The organism is Pseudomonas gessardii (genome assembly GCF_001983165.1).
Classification (GTDB): domain Bacteria; phylum Pseudomonadota; class Gammaproteobacteria; order Pseudomonadales; family Pseudomonadaceae; genus Aquipseudomonas; species Aquipseudomonas gessardii.
Genome location: NZ_MNPU01000014.1, coordinates 83,437 through 101,562 on the forward strand (window position 1 = coordinate 83,437; position 18,126 = coordinate 101,562).

Here is an 18,126-nt window from a genome sequence, read left to right on the forward strand (position 1 = left end):
TGAATCCCATGACCGATCAACAACGCCTGGAACTTGAAGCCGCCGCCTTTCGCCGGCTGGTCGCCCACCTGGACAGCCGCAAGGACGTGCAGAATATCGACCTGATGAACCTCGCCGGCTTCTGCCGCAACTGCCTGTCCAAGTGGTACAAGGCCGAAGCCGACGAACGCCAGATCGAGGTCAGCCTCGATGACGCCCGCCAAGTGGTCTACGGCATGCCGTATGCCGAGTGGAAAGCCCAATACCAGCAAGAAGCCAGCGCCGAACAACAAGCGGCGTTTGCCAAAGGAAAACCCCATGACTGACCTGAACACCCTGCGCGCCAGCCTCGACAGCGGCGCACACGCGTTTGCCGACACCCTGGCCTTTATTGCCGCCGGTTACGACTACCAGCCACAGGCCTTCAGCAACGGCGGCGTAGAAAACGCCGCCGGGCAGAACGAAGGCTCATGCAAGACCCTGGGCCTGGCGCTGCTGGAAGGCTTGAGCGACCAGCAGGCTTTGCTGGCGTTCGGTGAGCATTACCGTTCGGTGTTGGCGACGCCTGAGGGCACGGATCACGGCAATATCCGCGCGTTGATCGAGCATGGGTTGGCAGGTGTGAAGTTCAGCGCCCAGCCCCTGACTCGAAAATCCTGAGCCAAACACCGCTCCCACATTTGAATGGCGGTACTTATCAAATCCCGCCCATAAAAAAACCGGCCTCGCAGCCGGTTTTTTGAGTGCAGCGCTTTAGCAGGAAACGTCTTTCAAGCCATCGAGGTAACGCTCGGCATCCAGGGCCGCCATGCAGCCGGCGCCGGCCGAGGTGATGGCCTGGCGGTAGACGTGGTCAGCCACGTCGCCGGCGGCAAAGATGCCTTCGAGGTTGGTCGCGGTGGCATTGCCTTCACGGCCGCCCTGCACCACCAGGTAACCGTCTTTGGCGGTCAGCTTGCCTTCAAACAACGAGGTGTTCGGGGTGTGGCCAATGGCGATGAACACGCCGTCGACTTTCAGCTCGTCAAAGCTGCCATCGTTGTTTTTCAGGCGCGCACCGGTCACGCCCATGGTGTCGCCCAGGACTTCATCCAGGGTGGCGTTGAGCTTGAGGATGATCTTGCCTTCGGCAACCCGCGCGTGCAGCTTGTCGATCAGGATCTTCTCGGCGCGGAAGGTTTCGCGGCGGTGCACCAGGGTCACAGTGCTGGCGATGTTGGCCAGGTACAGTGCCTCTTCTACAGCGGTGTTACCACCCCCGACCACGGCCACCGGCTTGTTGCGATAGAAGAAGCCGTCGCAGGTCGCGCAGGCGGAAACGCCCTTGCCCATGAACGCTTCTTCCGATGGCAGGCCCAGGTAACGGGCGCTGGCGCCGGTGGCGATGATCAGCGCGTCACAGGTGTACACGCCGCTGTCGCCGGTCAGGCTGTAGGGCTTTTTCGAGAAGTCCACGGCATTGATATGGTCGAAGACGATTTCGGTCTCGAAACGCTCGGCGTGTTCTTTCATGCGTTCCATCAGCACCGGGCCGGTCAGGCCGTGGACATCGCCCGGCCAGTTGTCGACTTCAGTGGTGGTGGTCAACTGACCCCCCGCCTGCATGCCGGTGATCAGCAACGGCTTGAGGTTGGCCCGGGCCGCGTAGACCGCAGCGCTGTAACCGGCAGGGCCGGAACCGAGAATAATCACTCGCGAATGACGGGTATCAGACATGACTCACTCCTATCGACCGCCCGGACTACAGAGCGGCTGGAATAAAAAAGGACCGCGAAGCACTTGGGGAAGGCTTGAACTCGCAGGCCCTGAAAATAATGGGTGCAGCGTATAGAGGGGGGCAAGATTAAGGAAATACGGATTAACAATCCAGCTCATAGGTGGTCTCTATTCTGTGACACCGATTAATCAACATGTTTGTTACCGTTAATGTCGGCTTGCTGAGCGTGCTTTCACCCTACCGGCAAAGCCGGTAAGGTCGGCGCGTTCGCCCTTTTGCCCGGAGTTTTTCCATGCCCGCCCCCGTTCTGTCAGGCCCACAATACCTGCGTGAAGGCCTGAAACTGGTCTTGAGCCCAGGCCTGCGCCTGTTCGTCCTGCTACCCCTGGCGATCAACCTGATATTGTTCGTCGGGTTGATCTATTTCGCTGGCCATCAGTTCAGCCTGTGGGTCGATACCCTGATGCCGACGCTGCCCAGCTGGCTGAGCTTCCTCAGCTACATCCTGTGGCCGCTGTTTGTGCTGCTGGTGGCGTTTATGGTGTTTTTCAGCTTCACCATGCTCGCCAATATCATCGCCGCGCCGTTTAACGGCTTTCTCGCGGAGAAAGTCGAAGTGGTAGTGCGCGGTACCGATGACTTCCCCGCCTTCAGCTGGGCCGAGCTGTTCGCCATGGTCCCGCGCACCCTGGCCCGGGAAATGCGCAAGCTGGGCTACTTCCTGCCCCGGGCCATCGGCCTGTTTATCCTGTCCTTCATCCCGGTGGTCAACCTGATTGCCGCACCGCTGTGGCTGCTGTTCGGGGTGTGGATGATGGCGATCCAATACATCGACTACCCGGCCGACAACCACAAGCTGGGCTGGAACGAAATGCTCGCCTGGCTGCGCCAGAAGCGCTGGCAGAGCATGAGCTTCGGCGGCATCGTCTACCTGGTGCTGCTGGTGCCGGTGGTCAACCTGTTGATGATGCCGGCGGCGGTGGCCGGGGCGACGTTGTTCTGGGTGCGTGAACGCGGCGCCGAAACGATGCTGGCGCAAAAGCCCTGACCCAATGGATTGACCTGGATCATGGTGATTTGCCCATACAGAGCACATGGTTATTAACACTATAAGCCTGTGGGGAGCACACCATGTACAGACCGTTGATGCTGATGTTCGGATTGATGTTGGGCGGCGAGGCCTGGGGGGCCGCCGCCGCCAATGAGCCCATCCTGCCAGTGCAACCGGCGAAGATCACCGATGCCGACAAGGTCGAGTTGGGCAAGCAATTGTTCTTCGACCCGCGCTTGTCCAAGTCCGGCTTCATTTCCTGCAACTCGTGCCACAACCTGAGCATGGGTGGCAGCGACAATCTGCCCACCTCCATCGGGCACAACTGGCACCAGGGGCCGATCAACTCGCCGACGGTGCTCAACTCGAGCATGAGCGTCGCGCAGTTCTGGGATGGGCGCGCGGCCACCCTGCAGGAGCAGGCCGGTGGGCCGATCGCCAACCCCGGCGAGATGGGCTTTACCCACGACCTGGCCGTGGATGTACTGCGCTCGATCCCGCAATACCAGGCCTCGTTCAAAAAAGTGTATGGCGATGGCGGCATCAAGTTCGACGATGTGACCAACGCCATCGCGGCCTTTGAAGAAACCCTGGTCACCCCCAACGCCCCGTTCGACCGCTGGTTGCTGGGCGATAAAAAAGCCATCAGCGCCACCGCAGCGCAGGGCTACCAGTTGTTCAAGAGCATCGGCTGCGTGGCATGCCACAACGGCGAGGCGGTCGGTGGCAGCACCTTCCAGAAAATGGGCATGGTCGAACCCTATGCCACCCAGAACCCGGCCCAGGGCGTGGCGGGCCTGACCGGTAAGGATCAGGACCGGATGATGTTCAAGGTGCCGACCTTGCGTAACGTCGCCCTGACCTACCCCTACTTCCACGACGGTGCCTACTGGAACCTGAGCGAAGCGGTGGACGTCATGGCCCGCCTGCAACTGGGGCGCAAGTTGAGCACAGATGAAGTCGGCCAGATTGTCGCGTTCCTCGACACCCTGACCGGCGACCAGCCGGACTTCAAGTTGCCGGCCCTGCCGCCGTCTTCGGCCAAGACTCCGCACCCCACGCCGTTCAACTGAGCCCATACCGGGCCGTTTCGTCATAAATCCGTCATGGCGATGACACAATGACGACACGGCCCACGCCGACACTGGCTGCATGACGACAGCTTTCCTGAATATCACCCTGATTACCGAAACCTTCCCGCCGGAAATCAACGGCGTGGCCAACACCCTTGGCCGCCTGTGCGAAGGACTGCGAGCACGCGGCCACCAGGTAGAGCTGATCCGCCCCAGGCAAGACAGCGATCAAAGCCGGCCCAGCGATGACGGCCTGCTGCTGTGCCGTGGCTGGCCGCTGCCGGGCTATCCGGGCCTGCAATGGGGCCAATCGTCGATGCACAAGCTGTTGCGGCGCTGGAAGCGCCAGCGCCCGGACGTGCTGTATATCGCCACCGAAGGCCCGCTGGGCCTGTCGGCACTGCGTGCGGCACGGCGCCTGGGCATCAGCGTGGTCAGCGGTTTTCATACCAATTTCCAGCAATATTCCAACCAATATGGCCTGGGCATGCTCAGCCGTGTCCTGACCCATTACCTGCGCTGGTTCCACAACCGTTCCACCCTGACCCTGGTGCCCAGCGTCAGCCAGCGCCTGGAACTGGAACGCCGCCACTTCGAGCGCCTGGGCATGCTGGCGCGTGGGGTGGACAGCCAACTGTTCCATCCGGTCAGGCGCGATAACACCTTGCGTGAAGGCTGGGGCCTGGGCAATGACGCTATCGCCGTGCTGCATGTCGGGCGTTTGGCCCAGGAAAAGAACCTGGGGCTGCTCAAGCGCTGCTTCGACTCACTGCAAGCCACTTATCCACAGCGCCCCCTGAAGCTGGTCATCGTCGGCGATGGCCCGCAACGGGCGAGCCTGGAGAAAGCGCTACCCGAGGCGATTTTCTGCGGCAGCCGGCGCGGTGAGGACCTGGCCAGGCACTACGCCTCGGGCGATCTGTTTCTGTTCCCCAGCCTGACCGAGACCTTTGGCAACGTGGTGCTGGAGGCCATGGCCTCGGGGCTTGGCGTAGTGGCCTACGATCAGGCAGCCGCCACCCAGCATATCCGCCACGGCTACAGCGGCGCACTGGCGATGCCCGGGGATGAGGCGACGTTTTGCGACGCGGCCAACTGGCTGTTGGATGAACAGGAGAACTTGCGACGGGTACGCCTCAATGCCCGGCAGCATGCCAGCCGTCAGGGATGGCCAGCCATTATCGAGCAGTTCGAGTACCAGTTACGCAGCGTATGCGATGAGGAACGGGGGATGACGGACCGCTCGCGCCTGGTGTGATGTATAGCGTTACCTTGGACATGGAACCAACTGCGCATAAACAGCCATACAAGGTGTGTAGTGCGTTCACGCCTGCGCAGACAATCATTTGATGGAGTCATGACCATGGTAAGCCTCGACCAGTTAGCGTTCCAGCCTAACCTATCCGGCCCCCTGCTGCCCGAAAGCCGCCGGGATCCAGGGCAGTATGAACATCTATGGCAAAAACATGGCCGGGATATGGAGCCCTATTCCGCCGCCGAGCAGAGAATATTTAACAGTGGCCGATTCAATCGCCTCACCCTTGACGCAGACAGCCCGGCCGAAGAAGCCCTGAAAGCAAAGATGGGTCGTAATGATCTTCGGATGCAGTTAGGGGTATCGTCAAAAAATCCTCCAACCCCGTTTGTCGACATTTCCAGGGCTCCCTTTCAACGACCTTTCCCCGTCACAGGCGACCCCTACCGCGGTTAAAGCTGAGCCCAGGCCATACCCCCTTGAGGTATTCGATAGCACACCGCCACAACTGACTCAATGCCTCAGGATCTGGACAACCCTGGTGTCGGGCGCAGTTGACATGCTCTGCGCCCCTCTCAGGTGAGCCGGGTTACACCAGGGTCATCAACGCCTCACGGCTGAACGGCAAGATATCGCCCTCACGCCCTTCACGCACTTTCAGCGCCCAATCCGGATCCACCAGTAGCGCACGGCCCACGGCTACCAGGTCGAACTCGTCGTTGTTCAAGCGCTCCAGCAGTTTTTCCAGGCTGGCCGGCTGGGCAATTTTGTCGGTGTTGACCATGAACTGCAGGAACTCGCCATCCAGGCCGACACTGCCCACGGTGATGGTCGGCTTGCCGGTGAGCTGGCGGGTCCAACCGGCCAGGTTCAGCTCGGAACCCTCGAACTCCGGCTCCCAGAAACGCCGGGTGGAACAATGGAAAATATCCACGCCCGCGTCAGACAACGGCTTGAGGAACTCACCCAATGCCTCGGGGGTTTGCACCAGGCGCGCGGTGTAATCCTGCTGCTTCCATTGGGAGAAGCGGAAAATGATCGGGAATTGGGGGCCGACCGCCGCACGTACAGCTTGAATCAACTCGATGGCGAACCGCGAACGCTTGGCCTGGCTGCCGCCGTATGCATCCGTACGCGGGTTGCTGGCGTCCCAGAAGAACTGATCGACCAGGTAACCGTGGGCACCGTGGATCTCCACGCCATCCATGCCGATGGCCTGGGCATCCTTGGCGGCCTGGGCGAAGGCGGTGATCACGTCCTGGATGTCCTGGGGCGTCATGCCGTGGACCACCACCTTGCCGTCCTTGAGCTTTTCCACCGGGCCATAGGCCGGCACGCTGGCATCCGGCTCGGTGCCAAGGCGGCGTACGCTGCCGACATGCCACAGCTGCGGGACGATCTTGCCCCCTTCGGCATGCACCGCATCAACCACCTTCTTCCAGCCGGCCAATGCCGCTTCGCCGTAGAAGTGCGGCACGTTCGGATAACCATTAGAAGCCGGGTGGCCCACCACCGTGCCCTCCGTGATGATCAGGCCGACGCCGGCCGCCGCGCGACGGCGGTAGTACTCGATCACTTTGGAGTTGGGTACGCCACCCGGGGAAAACGAACGAGTCATCGGCGCCATCACCACACGGGACGGCAATTGCAGCGCACCGAGCTGGAACGGTTTGAACAAGGCTTGGACAGGCATGGGAGCACTCCGCACGAGAGGGATTTTATGATGCGGATAATATGGAGTGCGGACAGGGTGGGATAGCACTATTGATTGCGGTGATTAAGGGGTAAAAGCACGACGGGCAATCTTCAGTGACGATGTACGCACCGACGATCGTTTCCAGTTCGACCACAGGCAACAATCATTCGGGGATGCGGAACCATATCCTACGTTTAACCACCCACCCCGTGTGCACGAAGTAGAAATACCGTGCTCGAGGTAAACGCTGTACCACCTTAATTATCCAACTGCTTGGAGATAATCAATGTCGTCTGTAAACGGGATGGGAAGCACCCAAGTGCCCCTGCAGTTCGAGCAGCAACGAAATGAGCCTCACGGCTCCCAAGTTCAACCGGCCGACACCGCCAATATAAATTTTGGTGCCTCAGACTCTGCAAACGCTGGCAGCATCAATTATCAAAACAATCGTGAGCAGGCAGCAAAAGCCTTCCAGGCAGCCACCCAAAACTGGCCGGATGACCTGGAGACTTCCGGCTAAGAACAGTTAGGGGGAGCGCCGACAGCCAAGCAGGTGTCAGATCGGACGCCTGCTTGCCGCTATGTCAGCCAAGGGCCTTTTCGATGGCCTGGGTGACACTCGGATCATCCGGCGCGGTACGCGGGGAAAACCGCGCCAGTACCCGCCCATCCTTGCCCAGCAGGAATTTCTCGAAATTCCAGGTGATATCCCCGGGAAACTCCGCGCCCTCCCCCGCCAACAGGCGGTACAACTGGTGGCGCTCGGGACCGTTCACCGAAAGCTTGCTGCCCAGGGGAAAGCTCACGCCATAGTTGAGGCTGCAGAACGCCTGGATCTCGTCTTCGGTCCCCGGTTCCTGGCCTGCAAACTGATTACATGGCAGGCCCAGCACAGTGAAGCCCTGGCCCTTGTATTGCTGGTAGAGGTTTTCCAGCGCGGCATATTGCGGGGTCAGCCCACATTTGGAGGCGACATTGACCACCAGCACGACTTGCCCCTTGTAGGGCGCCAGAGGCAGCTCCTGACCATCCAGGGCTTTGAGTTTAAGGTCGTGGAAAGCACTCATGACAAACTCCAGATTTCCCATATTCTGTGTAACGGCCATCCGAGATTACAGCCGCCCAGCCGGCAAGAATAGCCGCCAATCAAAAAAGGCGCCCGAAGGCGCCTTTCTTTTCAACTGACCGGGCGTACCCCGTCAATCAATGGTGGTGACCACCTTCGCCGTGCACGTGGCCGTGGGCCACTTCTTCCTGGGACGCGTCGCGGATGGCCACGATCTTGACCTGGAAGTTCAGGCGCTGGCCCGCCAGCGGGTGGTTGCCGTCAACGGTGACATCGTCGCCGTCCAGGTCGCGAATGGTCACGATCTGCATCTGGCCGTCCGGTGCGGAGGCGTGGAACTGCATGCCCACTTCCAGTTCGTCGACGCCTTCGAACATGCTGCGGCTCAGGGTGCTGACCAGTTCGGCCGAGTACTCGCCATAGGCATCTTCGGGTTCTACGGCAACGGTCAGCTCATCACCCACCTCTTTGCCTTCCAGGGCCTTTTCCAGGCCCGGGATGATGTTCCCTGCGCCTTGCAGGTAGACCAGCGGCGCGCCGCCGGCGGAGCTGTCGATGACCTCACCAGCGTCGTTGGTCAGGGTATAGTCAATGGAGACAGCCTTGTTGGCGGCGATCGGCATGGGGCGAGACCTTTTGCATAAGAATGAAGAACGGACAAGTCTAAACAAGGATTTGCCCGAAAGCGAACAGAACCCGGACAGACGGGGGCAATCCAGTGACTCGACAGTCGTCGGATTTCATCAGGACGCGCACGGCCACTGGGTCGCGGCGCTGTCCTGCGGCCATACGCAGCACCTGCGCCACCAGCCGCCCTGGCAATCCCGGGCCTGGGTGGTTGACCCAGCGCAGCGCCTGGCAAAAATAGGCCAGCCCTTTGCCTGTGGCTGGTGTGCGCAGCGCCCGGATAACGATACCCTTGGCAGCTGATTCCCGGTCGGCGCGCAGCCATAGCGCACCACCCAAGCCATGCACCTTCAGAGAATTCGCATGCAGACTTTTTTTATCGCGCCCACCGATTTTGGTGTGGGTCTGACCTCCATCAGCCTTGGGCTGGTGCGCACCCTTGAGCGGGCCGGGCTGAAAGTCGGCTTTTTCAAGCCCATTGCCCAGCCCCATCCCGGCGACACCGGGCCTGAACGCTCCACCGAGCTGGTGGCGCGTACCCACGGCCTGAAACCACCCCAACCCCTGGGCCTGGCCCATGTCGAGCGGATGCTCGGCGATGGCCAGCTCGATGAGCTGCTCGAAGAAATCATCACCCTGTACCAGCAGGCCGCCGTGGGCAAGGACGTGCTGATCGTCGAAGGCATGGTGCCGACCCGCAGCGCCAGCTATGCAGCACGGGTCAACCTGCACCTGGCCAAAAGCCTGGATGCCGAAGTCATCCTGGTCTCGGCCCCGGAAAACGAAGTGCTGACCGAACTCTCCGGCCGTGTGGAGTTGCAGGCACAACTGTTCGGCGGCCCGAAAGACCCGAAAGTGCTGGGCGTGATCCTCAACAAGGTGCAGACCGACGAAAGCATGGAAGCCTTCGCCACGCGCCTCAAGGAGCACTCGCCGTTGCTGCGCAGTGGCGATTTCCGCCTGCTCGGCTGCATCCCGTTCCAGCCGGAGCTCAATGCCCCACGTACCCGCGATGTGGCCGACCTGATGGGCGCGCAAGTGCTCAACGCCGGCGACTATGAAACCCGGCGCATGAACAAAATCATCATTTGCGCGCGCACCATGCGCAACACCGTGGAGCTGCTCAAGCCCGGCGTGCTGGTGGTGACGCCGGGGGATCGCGACGACATCATCCTCGCCGTCAGCCTGGCGGCGATCAATGGCGTGCCCCTGGCCGGCCTGTTGCTGACCAGCGACACCCTGCCCGACCCACGCATCATGGACCTGTGCCGTGGCGCGTTCCAGGCCGGGCTGCCGGTGTTGTCGGTGAGCACCGGCTCCTACGACACCGCCAACCAGCTCAACAGCCTGAACAAGGAAATCCCGATTGATGACCGCGAACGCGCGGAGATCATCACCGATTTCGTCGCCAGCCACCTGGACGCGCGCTGGCTGCACCAGCGTTGCGGCACGCCACGGGAGATGCGCCTGTCGCCGGCGGTGTTCCGCTACCAGTTGATCCAGCGCGCCCAGGCCGCCAACAAGCGCATCGTGCTGCCCGAAGGCAGCGAGCCGCTGACCGTGCAAGCCGCCGCCATCTGCCAGGCCCGGGGCATTGCCCGCTGCGTGCTGCTGGCCAAGCCGGCCGACGTCGAGGCCGTGGCCCGCGCCCAGGGCATCGAGTTGCCCGAAGGCCTGGAGATTCTCGACCCGGACCTGATTCGCGAGCGCTATGTCGAGCCAATGGTGGCGCTGCGCAAGAGCAAAAGCCTCAACGCACCGATGGCCGAGCAGCAACTGGAAGACACTGTGGTGATCGCCACCATGATGCTGGCGCTGGATGAAGTGGACGGCCTGGTCTCCGGGGTCATCCACTCCACCGCCAATACCATCCGCCCGGCCCTGCAACTGATCAAGACCGCGCCGGGCTGCACCCTGGTGTCGTCGGTGTTTTTCATGCTGTTCCCCGAGCAGGTGCTGGTGTACGGCGACTGCGTGATGAACCCGCACCCCAGCGCCGCGGAACTGGCGGAAATCGCCCTGCAAAGCGCCGACTCGGCCGCCGCCTTCGGCATCACCCCGCGCGTGGCGATGATCAGCTATTCCAGCGGCGATTCGGCCAGTGGCGAAGAAGTGGAGAAGGTCCGCGAGGCCACCCTGCTGGCCCATGAACAACAGAGCTCGCTGCTGATCGACGGCCCGTTGCAGTACGATGCCGCCGCCAACGAAAACGTCGCCCGGCAACTGGCGCCCAACAGCCTGGTGGCGGGCAAGGCCACGGTCTTTGTGTTCCCCGACCTCAACACCGGCAACACCACCCACAAGGCGGTACAGCGCAGCGCCGATTGCGTCAGCCTCGGGCCGATGCTGCAGGGCCTGCGCAAACCCGTGAACGACCTGCCCCGTGGGGCCCAAGTGGACGATATTGTCTACACCATCGCCCTGACTGCGATTCAAGCCGCCAACCGACCTATGGATGCCTAAATGCTGGATTTTCTGCCTGCCGCCCTGCGCGGGGTGATTGCCTCGTTACTGCTGGCGTTGAACACCCTCCTGCTGTGTTCATTTCTGTTTATCGTCGCGTTGTTCAAGGCGCTGCCGTTCGCCAAGCGCTTCAGCGAATGGTTGATGAACCACACCCATGAGGCGTGGATCAGCAACAACAAGGCCTGGATGAACCTGGTGTGCCGTACGCGCTGGCACCTCAAGGGCCTGGAAGGCCTGGACTACCAACACTCGTACCTGGTGACCAGCAACCACCAGAGCTGGGTCGACATCATGGTGTTGCAGTACGTACTCAATCGGCGGATCCGCCCGCTGAAGTTTTTCCTCAAGCAGGAGCTGATCTGGGTGCCGGTGATCGGCCTGGCGTGGTGGGCCCTGGGTTTCCCCTTCATGAAGCGCTACACCAAGGCCTACCTGGAAAAACACCCGGAGAAAAAAGGCAAGGACCTGGAAACCACCCGCAAGACCTGCGCGAAGTTCCGCGACAACCCGGTGGGTATTTTCAACTTTGCCGAAGGCACGCGGTTTACCCCTGGCAAACATGCTCAGCAACAATCGCCGTTGCGCTATCTGCTCAAGCCCAAGGCCGGTGGCATTGCGTTTGTACTGGATGCCATGGGCGAGCAGTTGAAATCGCTGGTGAACGTAACCATTCACTACCCTGACGGGCGTCCCGGCTATTGGGATCTGCTGTGCGGCAATGTGCGGGAGGTGGTGGTGCAGTTTGAAGAGGTGCAGATCCCGGCCGAGTTCATTGGCAAGAGTTATGAGCAGGACGGGGAATATCGGTTGGCGTTCCAGGGCTGGATCAACCAGTTGTGGGAAGACAAGGATGCCTTACTGAGCCGGCTTCACATCGAGTACTCAGGCAACTGATCGTTCCCACGCTCTGCGTGGGAATGCATCCCCTGACGCTCCGCGTCACCACCTCAAGAGCGGACGCGGAGCGTCCAAGGCGGCGTTCCCACGCGGAGCGTGGGAACGATCAGCAAACGTACCGAAACAGTATTGTTGGCAACTGATTTTCCAGGCTCTCCCACTCAGCCATACGCCCGGTTTAAACACCGGGTATCTGGATCGCGCACATCTGCGCCCTGAAAAATGACTACGGAAGCCAACTCTATGACCATCACCTCTTCATCCCCAATACTTCCTGCAACACCACAGCCAACCGCAGAAAACCAGACACAGCCGGCTTATAAACGAACCTATGAAGACGGCAACCTGACAATCAGCGCAGACTTCGATCTCGCGGACGTGAACAGTCAGGACAACTATAGAAACGTCACTATTAACACCGGCAACCACAACGACCGCATTCACCTGCACCTGGACCCTGACCAAAAGTTGACGGCCGATATCAACGGCAAAAGCTATCCGCTAAACATGCCCAACCAACCGCTCTCTACAATCACGATCAATACCAACGGCGGCGACGACCGTGTGAGTGTTGATGACAACGTAAAAAGTATCCTCGAGATCAATACCGGAGACGGTAACGATTTCTTCAAGGGCGGAGGCGGTATTGCAAGCGTCCACTTGGGTGACGGGGATGACCAGGCCTACCTGGGTCTAGGCGGTACGCTTCATGGCGAAAACGGTAACGACTTCCTGGCCGGAGGTCGGGGTTGGCGGAACAACCTGCTGGGGGGGAGCGGCAGTAACATCATGATAGGCGCAAAAGTCGGTAACCTCGACCAGAAAACCTCTATCACAGGCAGCGGGGATCACGACACAATGACCGTGCTTTCTGGAAAATTTTCTATCAACAGTGGTGCCGGAACATCCTTCATCACCACCGAAGGCGTTGGCGAAATCAACATAGGCAAGGGCCACAACATAATCGATACCACCTCGCAAGCAGATATCTACGGAACCAAAGACACTGACGTACTCAACCGGGTCGAAGTGTCTGATGGCAAATCGGCCTAATCCCTAGATATAAAAAAGCCCGCCACCGATCACTCGATGGCGGGCTTTTAGCTTGCCGCTTAAAGCTTGCCGCTAACCCGCAGCAACTCCAGCACCTGCTTGACGCTGTCCTCCAGCGACAACGCCTGCGTATCAATCACCAGGTCGGCATTCAACGGCACGTCGTACGGGAACGACTCGCCAGGGATGTTATCCCCACCGGCGGCGTACAAGCCTTGCGGGTCACGTTCGGCACACACCAGCGGCGAGGCCTGCACGTAGACCGTGAGCAGGCGATCACTGCCGATCAGCGCCTTGGCCTGTTCGCGGCCTTCGGCATCCGGCGCCACGAAGGCGGCCAGGGTCAGCAGGCCGGCTTCGTTGAACTGCCGCGCCACGTGGGCGGCACGCCGCCAGTTCTCGGTGCGCCCGGCACGGTCCTGTGGCAGGCCTTTATTGAGGTCATGCCGCAGGTTCTGCCCATCGAGCACAAACACCGCACGGCCCATGTCGAACAGCTTGCGCTCGACGGCATAGGCCAGGGTGCTCTTGCCCGCGCCCGACAGGCCGCTGAACAACACGGTAGCCGGCTGCTGGCCAAAGCGCTGGGCGCGCTCCTCGGTGGCCACGTGGGCCAGTTTGCCGTGCTGCGCAGCACCGCCATGGCTGGCCGGTGGCGCGATGATCATGCCCGCCGCCACGGTGCCGTTGGTCAACCGGTCGATCACAATAAAGGCGCCGGTGGTGCGGTTGCTGGCGTAGCCGTCCAGGGCAATGGCCGCGTCGAGGCTGACCTTGACCCGGCCGATTTCGTTCAACTGCAAGGCACTGGCCGGGCCTTCCTCCAGGGTGTTCACATCCACACGATGCACAATGCTGGCAATGGAACCCGGCACATAACTGGTGGCGCGCTTGATGTCGTATTTCTTGCCCGGCAGCATCGGCTCCTCGGCCATCCACACCAGCATGGCGTCGAAGGCGTCGGTGACTTGCGGCACGTTGTCGGCATGCACCAGCAGGTCGCCACGGGAGATGTCGATCTCGTCTTCCATGGTCAGGGTCACCGCCTGGCCGGGGCCTGCGTGCTCCAGCTCACCGTCGAAGGTGACGATGGATTTGACGCGGCTGCTCTTGCCCGACGGCAGCACCACGACTTCGTCGCCCTTGTGCACGATGCCGCTGGCCAGGGTGCCGGCGAACCCCCGGAAGTTCAGGTTCGGCCGGTTGACGTACTGCACCGGGAACCGCAGGTCGGTGTAGTTGCGGTCGTTGGCGATCTCGACGGTTTCGAGGATCTCCATCAGCGACTGGCCGGTGTACCACGGCGAACGCTCGCTCTTGTTCACCACGTTATCGCCCTTGAGCGCCGACATCGGCACAAAGGCCATGGTGCTCGGCTTGAACGCGATGCCCTCGGCAAACTTCAGGTAGTCGGCCTTGATCGACTCGAAAATGCTTTCGTCGAAACCGTTGAGGTCCATCTTGTTGATGGCGATGACGATGTGCTTGATGCCCAACAGCGAGGCGATAAAGCTGTGGCGACGGGTCTGGGTCTGCACGCCGTAGCGCGCGTCCACCAGGATGATCGCCAGGTCACAGGTGGACGCACCGGTGGCCATGTTGCGGGTGTACTGCTCATGGCCCGGGGTGTCGGCGATGATGAATTTGCGCTTGGCGGTGGAGAAATAGCGGTAGGCCACATCAATGGTGATGCCCTGCTCACGCTCGGCCTGCAGGCCGTCGACCAGCAAGGCCAGGTCGATATCGTCGCCGGTGGTGCCGACTTTTTTCGAGTCACGGGTGATGGCTTCCAGATGGTCTTCGTAGATCATCTTCGAGTCGTGCAGCAGGCGCCCGATCAGGGTGCTCTTACCGTCATCGACGTTGCCACAGGTCAGAAAGCGCAGCATTTCCTTGCGTTCGTGCTGGCCCAGGTAGGCGAGGATGTCCTCGCTGATCAAATCAGATACGTGCGACATGACAACCCCTTAGAAATAACCCTGACGTTTTTTATCTTCCATGGAGCCGGCGCCATCGTGGTCGATGACCCGGCCCTGGCGCTCGGAAGTTCGCGTCAGGAGCATTTCCTGGATGATGTCCGTCAGCGTCTCGGCTTCGGACTCCACCGCGCCCGTCAGCGGGTAGCAGCCAAGGGTACGGAAACGGACTTTCTTCTTGACGATACGGGCTTTGTCTTCGTCGGACAGGTGTTCGAGGATGCGCTCGTCATCGATCATGATCAGCGTGCCGTTCTTCTCGATCACTTCACGTTCGGCGGCGAAATACAGCGGCACGATCGGGATGCCTTCCAGATAGATGTACTGCCAGATATCCAGCTCGGTCCAGTTGGACAGCGGGAACACGCGGATCGACTCGCCCTTGTTGACGTTGCCGTTGTAGACATTCCACAACTCCGGGCGCTGGTTTTTCGGGTCCCAGCGGTGCTTGCTGTCGCGGAACGAGTACACGCGCTCCTTGGCGCGGGATTTCTCTTCATCGCGACGGGCGCCGCCGAACGCGGCGTCGAAACCATGCTGGTCCAAGGCCTGTTTGAGGCCTTCGGTCTTCATGATATCGGTGTGCTTGGCGCTGCCGTGGGTGAACGGGTTGATGCCCTGCGCTACGCCGTCCGGGTTGACGTGGGTGATCAGCTCCAGGCCCAGCTCCTCGACCATGCGGTCGCGAAACTTGTACATTTCCTGGAATTTCCACTGGGTGTCCACATGCATCACCGGGAACGGCAACTTGCCCGGAAAGAATGCCTTGCGCGCCAGATGCAGCATCACGGCGGAGTCTTTGCCGATGGAGTAGAGCATTACCGGGTTGTCGAACTCAGCGGCAACCTCACGGATGATGTGGATGCTCTCCGCCTCCAGCTGTTTGAGATGCGTCAGTTTATCGACCATGGCTACTCACGGAAAAACGATTCTTTTTGGACGGCCTGCGGGCCGTGTTCGAGCGAGGCATGCTAGCACAGCACCTGCTTCTATTCAGGGAGCTGGCTAGATCGAAACGGTATATGGATATACCTCTCGGTTTGCCCGCAATGGCGGGCCTGTGGGAGCTGTCTCGCCCTGCGAGGCTGCGATAGGATCACCGCAGTTTACCTGCGGGACCAAGGTGCCTGCATCGCAGCCTCGCTGGGCGAGACAGCTCCCACATTTGACTTGTGGGGAGGCTTAGATCGGGTTGGGACAGTCGATAAACAGGTGCTCCAGGGCAAAGCGCCGGGCCAGGTAATCGCCCAGGGCCTGCACACCATAACGCTCGGTGGCGTGATGGCCGGCGGCAATAAAGCTGATGTCGTTTTCCCGGGCGCTGTGGAAGGTTTGCTCCGACGCTTCGCCACTGAGATACAGATCGACCCCGGCCAGCACGGCCTGGTCGATGTAGCCCTGGCCGCCGCCGGTGCACCAGCCCACGCGGCGGATCATCGCGCTGCCTTCGATCAGCAGCGGTTCGCGGCCCATGGCTTCCTGCACGCGGCGGGCGAAATCCCGCGCCGACAGCGGCTCGGCCAGGGAGCCCACCAGCCCCACGACCTTGAGGTTGTCCGGGTCCAGCGGGCCCTCGACGGTGATGTCCAACTGGCGGGCCAACTGCACGTTGTTGCCCACGTCTGGGTGCAGGTCCAGCGGCAGGTGGTAGGCCAAGAGGCTGATGTCGTGCTTGAGCAGGGTCTTGAGGCGGCGCTGCTTCATGCCGGTGATGCACGGGCTCTCGCCCTTCCAGAAATAGCCGTGGTGCACCAGCACCAGGTCGGCCTTGGCCTCTACCGCCGCGTCGAGCAGCGCTTGGCTGGCGGTCACGCCACTGACAATGCGCAACACCTGTGGCCGGCCTTCGACCTGCAGGCCATTGGGGCAGTAGTCGGCAATTTTTGCGCTGTTCAAGTAGCGATCCGCTTCTTCAACCAGGGTGCTCAGGGCAACGGCCATAAAAGACTCCTAAATATCCCGTTCAGAGGCGCTCGCGGCCTCGTATAATGCGCGACATTATGGGCGCTCCCACGCCCCCTGCAACCTGTCAGGACTTACTTGATGCTCAAGGCGCTGCGTTTTTTTGGATGGCCATTGTTGGCCGGCGTGCTGATCGCGATGCTGATCATTCAGCGTTATCCGCAATGGGTCGGCCTGCCAAGCCTGGACGTCAACCTGCAACAGGCACCGCAAACCAGCGCAGTGCAACAGGGCCCGGTGACCTACGCCGATGCCGTGGTGGTGGCCGCGCCTGCGGTGGTCAACCTGTACACCACCAAAGTCATCAATAAACCGGCGCACCCGTTGTTTGAAGACCCGCAGTTCCGGCGCTTTTTCGGCGACAACTCGCCCAAGCAGCGCCGCATGGAGTCGAGCCTGGGCTCCGGGGTGATCATGAGCCCGGAAGGCTACATCCTCACCAACAACCATGTCAGCACCGGGGCCGACCAGATTGTGGTGGCCCTGCGTGATGGCCGCGAAACCCTGGCGCGGGTGGTGGGCAGCGACCCGGAAACCGACCTGGCCGTTTTGAAAATCGACCTCAAGCACCTGCCGTCCATCACCATCGGCCGCTCCGAAGGCCTGCGCGTCGGCGATGTGGCGCTGGCGATCGGCAACCCGTTCGGTGTCGGCCAGACCGTGACCATGGGCATCATCAGCGCCACCGGGCGCAATCAGTTGGGCCTCAACAGCTACGAAGACTTTATCCAGACCGACGCGGCGATCAACCCGGGCAACTCCGGCGGCGCACTGGTGGACGCCAATGGCAACCTGACCGGCATCAACACCGCGATCTTCTCCAAGTCCGGTGGCTCCCAGGGCATCGGTTTCGCGATCCCGGTGAAGCTGGCGATGGAAGTGATGAAGTCGATCATCGAACACGGCCAGGTGATCCGTGGCTGGCTGGGGATTGAAGTGCAACCGCTGACCAAGGAGCTGTCGGAATCCTTTGGCCTGACCGGGCGCCCGGGCATCGTCATCGCCGGCATCCTGCGTGGCGGCCCGGCAGAAAAGGCCGGGATGCAGGTCGGCGATGTGATCCTCAGCATCGACGGCGAACCGGCGGGCGATGGCCGGCGTTCGATGAACCAGGTCGCGCGGATCAAGCCCACGGAAAAGGTCGCGATCCAGGTCATGCGCAACGGCAAGGAGATCAAGCTGCTGGCCGAAGTGGGCCTGCGCCCGCCGCCCGCACCGGTGAAAGAGCAGGAATAAAGGGCAACCCTTAAAGAGAGACACTCTCAATAGTCATGTTATATTATTTCAATATTGATATTGGAATGTTAG

19 protein-coding genes are annotated in these 18,126 nt (G+C 61.0%); 12 read left to right on the forward strand and 7 right to left on the reverse strand.

What is annotated here, in order from left to right; all coding sequences use genetic code 11:
- The first annotated feature begins 8 nt into the window (after nt 1-8).
- Both BLL38_RS12295 and BLL38_RS12300 read left to right on the forward strand, forming a co-directional pair.
- Nucleotides 9-305 (forward strand): DUF1244 domain-containing protein, encoded by a 297-nt coding sequence (locus BLL38_RS12295; RefSeq protein WP_076962828.1) that lies wholly within the window; start codon nt 9-11, stop codon nt 303-305.
- The gene (locus tag BLL38_RS12300; protein WP_076962829.1) at nt 298-639 is read left to right on the forward strand and encodes a HopJ type III effector protein; all 342 of its coding nucleotides are present in this window, start codon (nt 298-300) and stop codon (nt 637-639) included. Before BLL38_RS12295 ends, BLL38_RS12300 begins: the two co-directional genes overlap by 8 nt.
- Nucleotides 640-732: 93 nt before the next feature.
- On the opposite strand, the gene trxB is transcribed toward BLL38_RS12300, so the two are convergent.
- Nucleotides 733-1,695: a thioredoxin-disulfide reductase gene (gene trxB / locus BLL38_RS12305; RefSeq protein ID WP_076962830.1), complete on the reverse strand. Its 963-nt coding sequence runs from the start codon at nt 1,693-1,695 to the stop codon at nt 733-735.
- A 293-nt stretch (nt 1,696-1,988) separates the two neighbouring features.
- Between trxB and cysZ the strand changes: the two genes are divergently transcribed.
- The 4 genes from cysZ to BLL38_RS12330 all read left to right on the forward strand — a co-directional run bounded on the left by cysZ (nt 1,989) and on the right by BLL38_RS12330 (nt 5,531).
- The gene (gene cysZ, locus BLL38_RS12315) at nt 1,989-2,744 is read left to right on the forward strand and encodes a sulfate transporter CysZ (RefSeq protein ID WP_029295586.1); all 756 of its coding nucleotides are present in this window, start codon (nt 1,989-1,991) and stop codon (nt 2,742-2,744) included.
- 83 nt (nt 2,745-2,827) lie between these two features.
- Complete coding sequence (locus BLL38_RS12320) at nt 2,828-3,820, forward strand: cytochrome-c peroxidase (RefSeq protein WP_076962831.1); 993 nt, start codon at nt 2,828-2,830, stop codon at nt 3,818-3,820.
- A 79-nt stretch (nt 3,821-3,899) separates the two neighbouring features.
- Nucleotides 3,900-5,078 carry a glycosyltransferase family 4 protein gene (locus tag BLL38_RS12325; RefSeq protein ID WP_076962832.1) on the forward strand — a complete coding sequence of 393 codons (1,179 nt, stop codon included), beginning with the start codon at nt 3,900-3,902 and terminating at the stop codon, nt 5,076-5,078.
- Nucleotides 5,079-5,183: 105 nt separating this feature from the next.
- A complete protein-coding gene (locus BLL38_RS12330) occupies nt 5,184-5,531 on the forward strand; it encodes a hypothetical protein (protein WP_076962833.1) in 348 nt (115 codons plus the stop codon).
- A gap of 133 nt (nt 5,532-5,664) precedes the next feature.
- Here BLL38_RS12330 and BLL38_RS12335 read toward each other — a convergent pair whose 3' ends face one another.
- The gene (locus BLL38_RS12335; protein ID WP_076962834.1) at nt 5,665-6,768 is read right to left on the reverse strand and encodes an NADH:flavin oxidoreductase; all 1,104 of its coding nucleotides are present in this window, start codon (nt 6,766-6,768) and stop codon (nt 5,665-5,667) included.
- 289 nt (nt 6,769-7,057) lie between these two features.
- Here BLL38_RS12335 and BLL38_RS12340 point away from each other — a divergent pair, with 289 nt between their 5' ends.
- A complete protein-coding gene (locus BLL38_RS12340) occupies nt 7,058-7,291 on the forward strand; it encodes a hypothetical protein (RefSeq protein WP_130898219.1) in 234 nt (77 codons plus the stop codon).
- 64 nt (nt 7,292-7,355) lie between these two features.
- On the opposite strand, the gene BLL38_RS12345 is transcribed toward BLL38_RS12340, so the two are convergent.
- A complete protein-coding gene (locus tag BLL38_RS12345) occupies nt 7,356-7,838 on the reverse strand; it encodes a glutathione peroxidase (protein ID WP_076962836.1) in 483 nt (160 codons plus the stop codon).
- 136 nt (nt 7,839-7,974) lie between these two features.
- Nucleotides 7,975-8,460, reverse strand: a complete 486-nt coding sequence (locus tag BLL38_RS12350) for an FKBP-type peptidyl-prolyl cis-trans isomerase (RefSeq protein ID WP_017476012.1) — start codon at nt 8,458-8,460, stop codon at nt 7,975-7,977.
- Here BLL38_RS12350 and BLL38_RS12355 point away from each other — a divergent pair.
- The 4 genes from BLL38_RS12355 (at nt 8,429) to BLL38_RS12370 (ending at nt 12,880) form a co-directional block, all read left to right on the forward strand.
- Complete coding sequence (locus tag BLL38_RS12355) at nt 8,429-8,767, forward strand: DUF3565 domain-containing protein (protein ID WP_076962865.1); 339 nt, start codon at nt 8,429-8,431, stop codon at nt 8,765-8,767. The genes BLL38_RS12350 and BLL38_RS12355 overlap by 32 nt on opposite strands.
- A gap of 60 nt (nt 8,768-8,827) precedes the next feature.
- Entirely contained in the window at nt 8,828-10,927 is a 2,100-nt protein-coding gene (pta, locus tag BLL38_RS12360) for a phosphate acetyltransferase (protein WP_076962837.1), read from the forward strand.
- Complete coding sequence (locus BLL38_RS12365; protein ID WP_076962838.1) at nt 10,928-11,824, forward strand: 1-acylglycerol-3-phosphate O-acyltransferase, YihG family; 897 nt, start codon at nt 10,928-10,930, stop codon at nt 11,822-11,824.
- Nucleotides 11,825-12,070: 246 nt separating this feature from the next.
- On the forward strand, nt 12,071-12,880 hold the full coding sequence (locus BLL38_RS12370; protein WP_076962839.1) for a hypothetical protein: 810 nt from the start codon (nt 12,071-12,073) through the stop codon (nt 12,878-12,880).
- A gap of 59 nt (nt 12,881-12,939) precedes the next feature.
- Here the strand turns inward: BLL38_RS12370 and cysN are convergent, their stop codons facing one another.
- The 3 genes from cysN to BLL38_RS12385 all read right to left on the reverse strand — a co-directional run bounded on the left by cysN (nt 12,940) and on the right by BLL38_RS12385 (nt 16,797).
- A complete protein-coding gene (cysN, locus tag BLL38_RS12375) occupies nt 12,940-14,838 on the reverse strand; it encodes a sulfate adenylyltransferase subunit CysN (protein ID WP_076962840.1) in 1,899 nt (632 codons plus the stop codon).
- Between the two features lie 9 nt (nt 14,839-14,847).
- Nucleotides 14,848-15,765, reverse strand: a complete 918-nt coding sequence (cysD, locus tag BLL38_RS12380) for a sulfate adenylyltransferase subunit CysD (RefSeq protein ID WP_057437780.1) — start codon at nt 15,763-15,765, stop codon at nt 14,848-14,850.
- A 273-nt stretch (nt 15,766-16,038) separates the two neighbouring features.
- Complete coding sequence (locus BLL38_RS12385) at nt 16,039-16,797, reverse strand: Nif3-like dinuclear metal center hexameric protein (RefSeq protein ID WP_057958314.1); 759 nt, start codon at nt 16,795-16,797, stop codon at nt 16,039-16,041.
- A 102-nt stretch (nt 16,798-16,899) separates the two neighbouring features.
- Here BLL38_RS12385 and algW point away from each other — a divergent pair, with 102 nt between their 5' ends.
- Nucleotides 16,900-18,054, forward strand: coding sequence for a Do family serine endopeptidase AlgW (algW, locus tag BLL38_RS12390; RefSeq protein ID WP_076962841.1), 1,155 nt, complete (start codon nt 16,900-16,902; stop codon nt 18,052-18,054).
- Nucleotides 18,055-18,126 lie beyond the last annotated feature (72 nt).

Coding starts and splice junctions, on each gene's coding strand:
- BLL38_RS12345 (WP_076962836.1), bottom strand. CDS start 7,838: ATGAGTGCTTTCCACGACCTTAAACTCAAAGCCCTGGATGGTCAGGAG.
- BLL38_RS12295 (WP_076962828.1), top strand. CDS start 9: ATGACCGATCAACAACGCCTGGAACTTGAAGCCGCCGCCTTTCGCCGG.
- trxB (WP_076962830.1), bottom strand. CDS start 1,695: ATGTCTGATACCCGTCATTCGCGAGTGATTATTCTCGGTTCCGGCCCT.
- cysN (WP_076962840.1), bottom strand. CDS start 14,838: ATGTCGCACGTATCTGATTTGATCAGCGAGGACATCCTCGCCTACCTG.
- BLL38_RS12365 (WP_076962838.1), top strand. CDS start 10,928: ATGCTGGATTTTCTGCCTGCCGCCCTGCGCGGGGTGATTGCCTCGTTA.
- BLL38_RS12325 (WP_076962832.1), top strand. CDS start 3,900: ATGACGACAGCTTTCCTGAATATCACCCTGATTACCGAAACCTTCCCG.
- cysD (WP_057437780.1), bottom strand. CDS start 15,765: ATGGTCGATAAACTGACGCATCTCAAACAGCTGGAGGCGGAGAGCATC.
- BLL38_RS12320 (WP_076962831.1), top strand. CDS start 2,828: ATGTACAGACCGTTGATGCTGATGTTCGGATTGATGTTGGGCGGCGAG.
- BLL38_RS12340 (WP_130898219.1), top strand. CDS start 7,058: ATGTCGTCTGTAAACGGGATGGGAAGCACCCAAGTGCCCCTGCAGTTC.
- cysZ (WP_029295586.1), top strand. CDS start 1,989: ATGCCCGCCCCCGTTCTGTCAGGCCCACAATACCTGCGTGAAGGCCTG.
- BLL38_RS12335 (WP_076962834.1), bottom strand. CDS start 6,768: ATGCCTGTCCAAGCCTTGTTCAAACCGTTCCAGCTCGGTGCGCTGCAA.
- BLL38_RS12300 (WP_076962829.1), top strand. CDS start 298: ATGACTGACCTGAACACCCTGCGCGCCAGCCTCGACAGCGGCGCACAC.
- algW (WP_076962841.1), top strand. CDS start 16,900: ATGCTCAAGGCGCTGCGTTTTTTTGGATGGCCATTGTTGGCCGGCGTG.
- BLL38_RS12355 (WP_076962865.1), top strand. CDS start 8,429: ATGGAGACAGCCTTGTTGGCGGCGATCGGCATGGGGCGAGACCTTTTG.
- BLL38_RS12330 (WP_076962833.1), top strand. CDS start 5,184: ATGGTAAGCCTCGACCAGTTAGCGTTCCAGCCTAACCTATCCGGCCCC.
- BLL38_RS12370 (WP_076962839.1), top strand. CDS start 12,071: ATGACCATCACCTCTTCATCCCCAATACTTCCTGCAACACCACAGCCA.
- BLL38_RS12350 (WP_017476012.1), bottom strand. CDS start 8,460: ATGCCGATCGCCGCCAACAAGGCTGTCTCCATTGACTATACCCTGACC.
- BLL38_RS12385 (WP_057958314.1), bottom strand. CDS start 16,797: ATGGCCGTTGCCCTGAGCACCCTGGTTGAAGAAGCGGATCGCTACTTG.
- pta (WP_076962837.1), top strand. CDS start 8,828: ATGCAGACTTTTTTTATCGCGCCCACCGATTTTGGTGTGGGTCTGACC.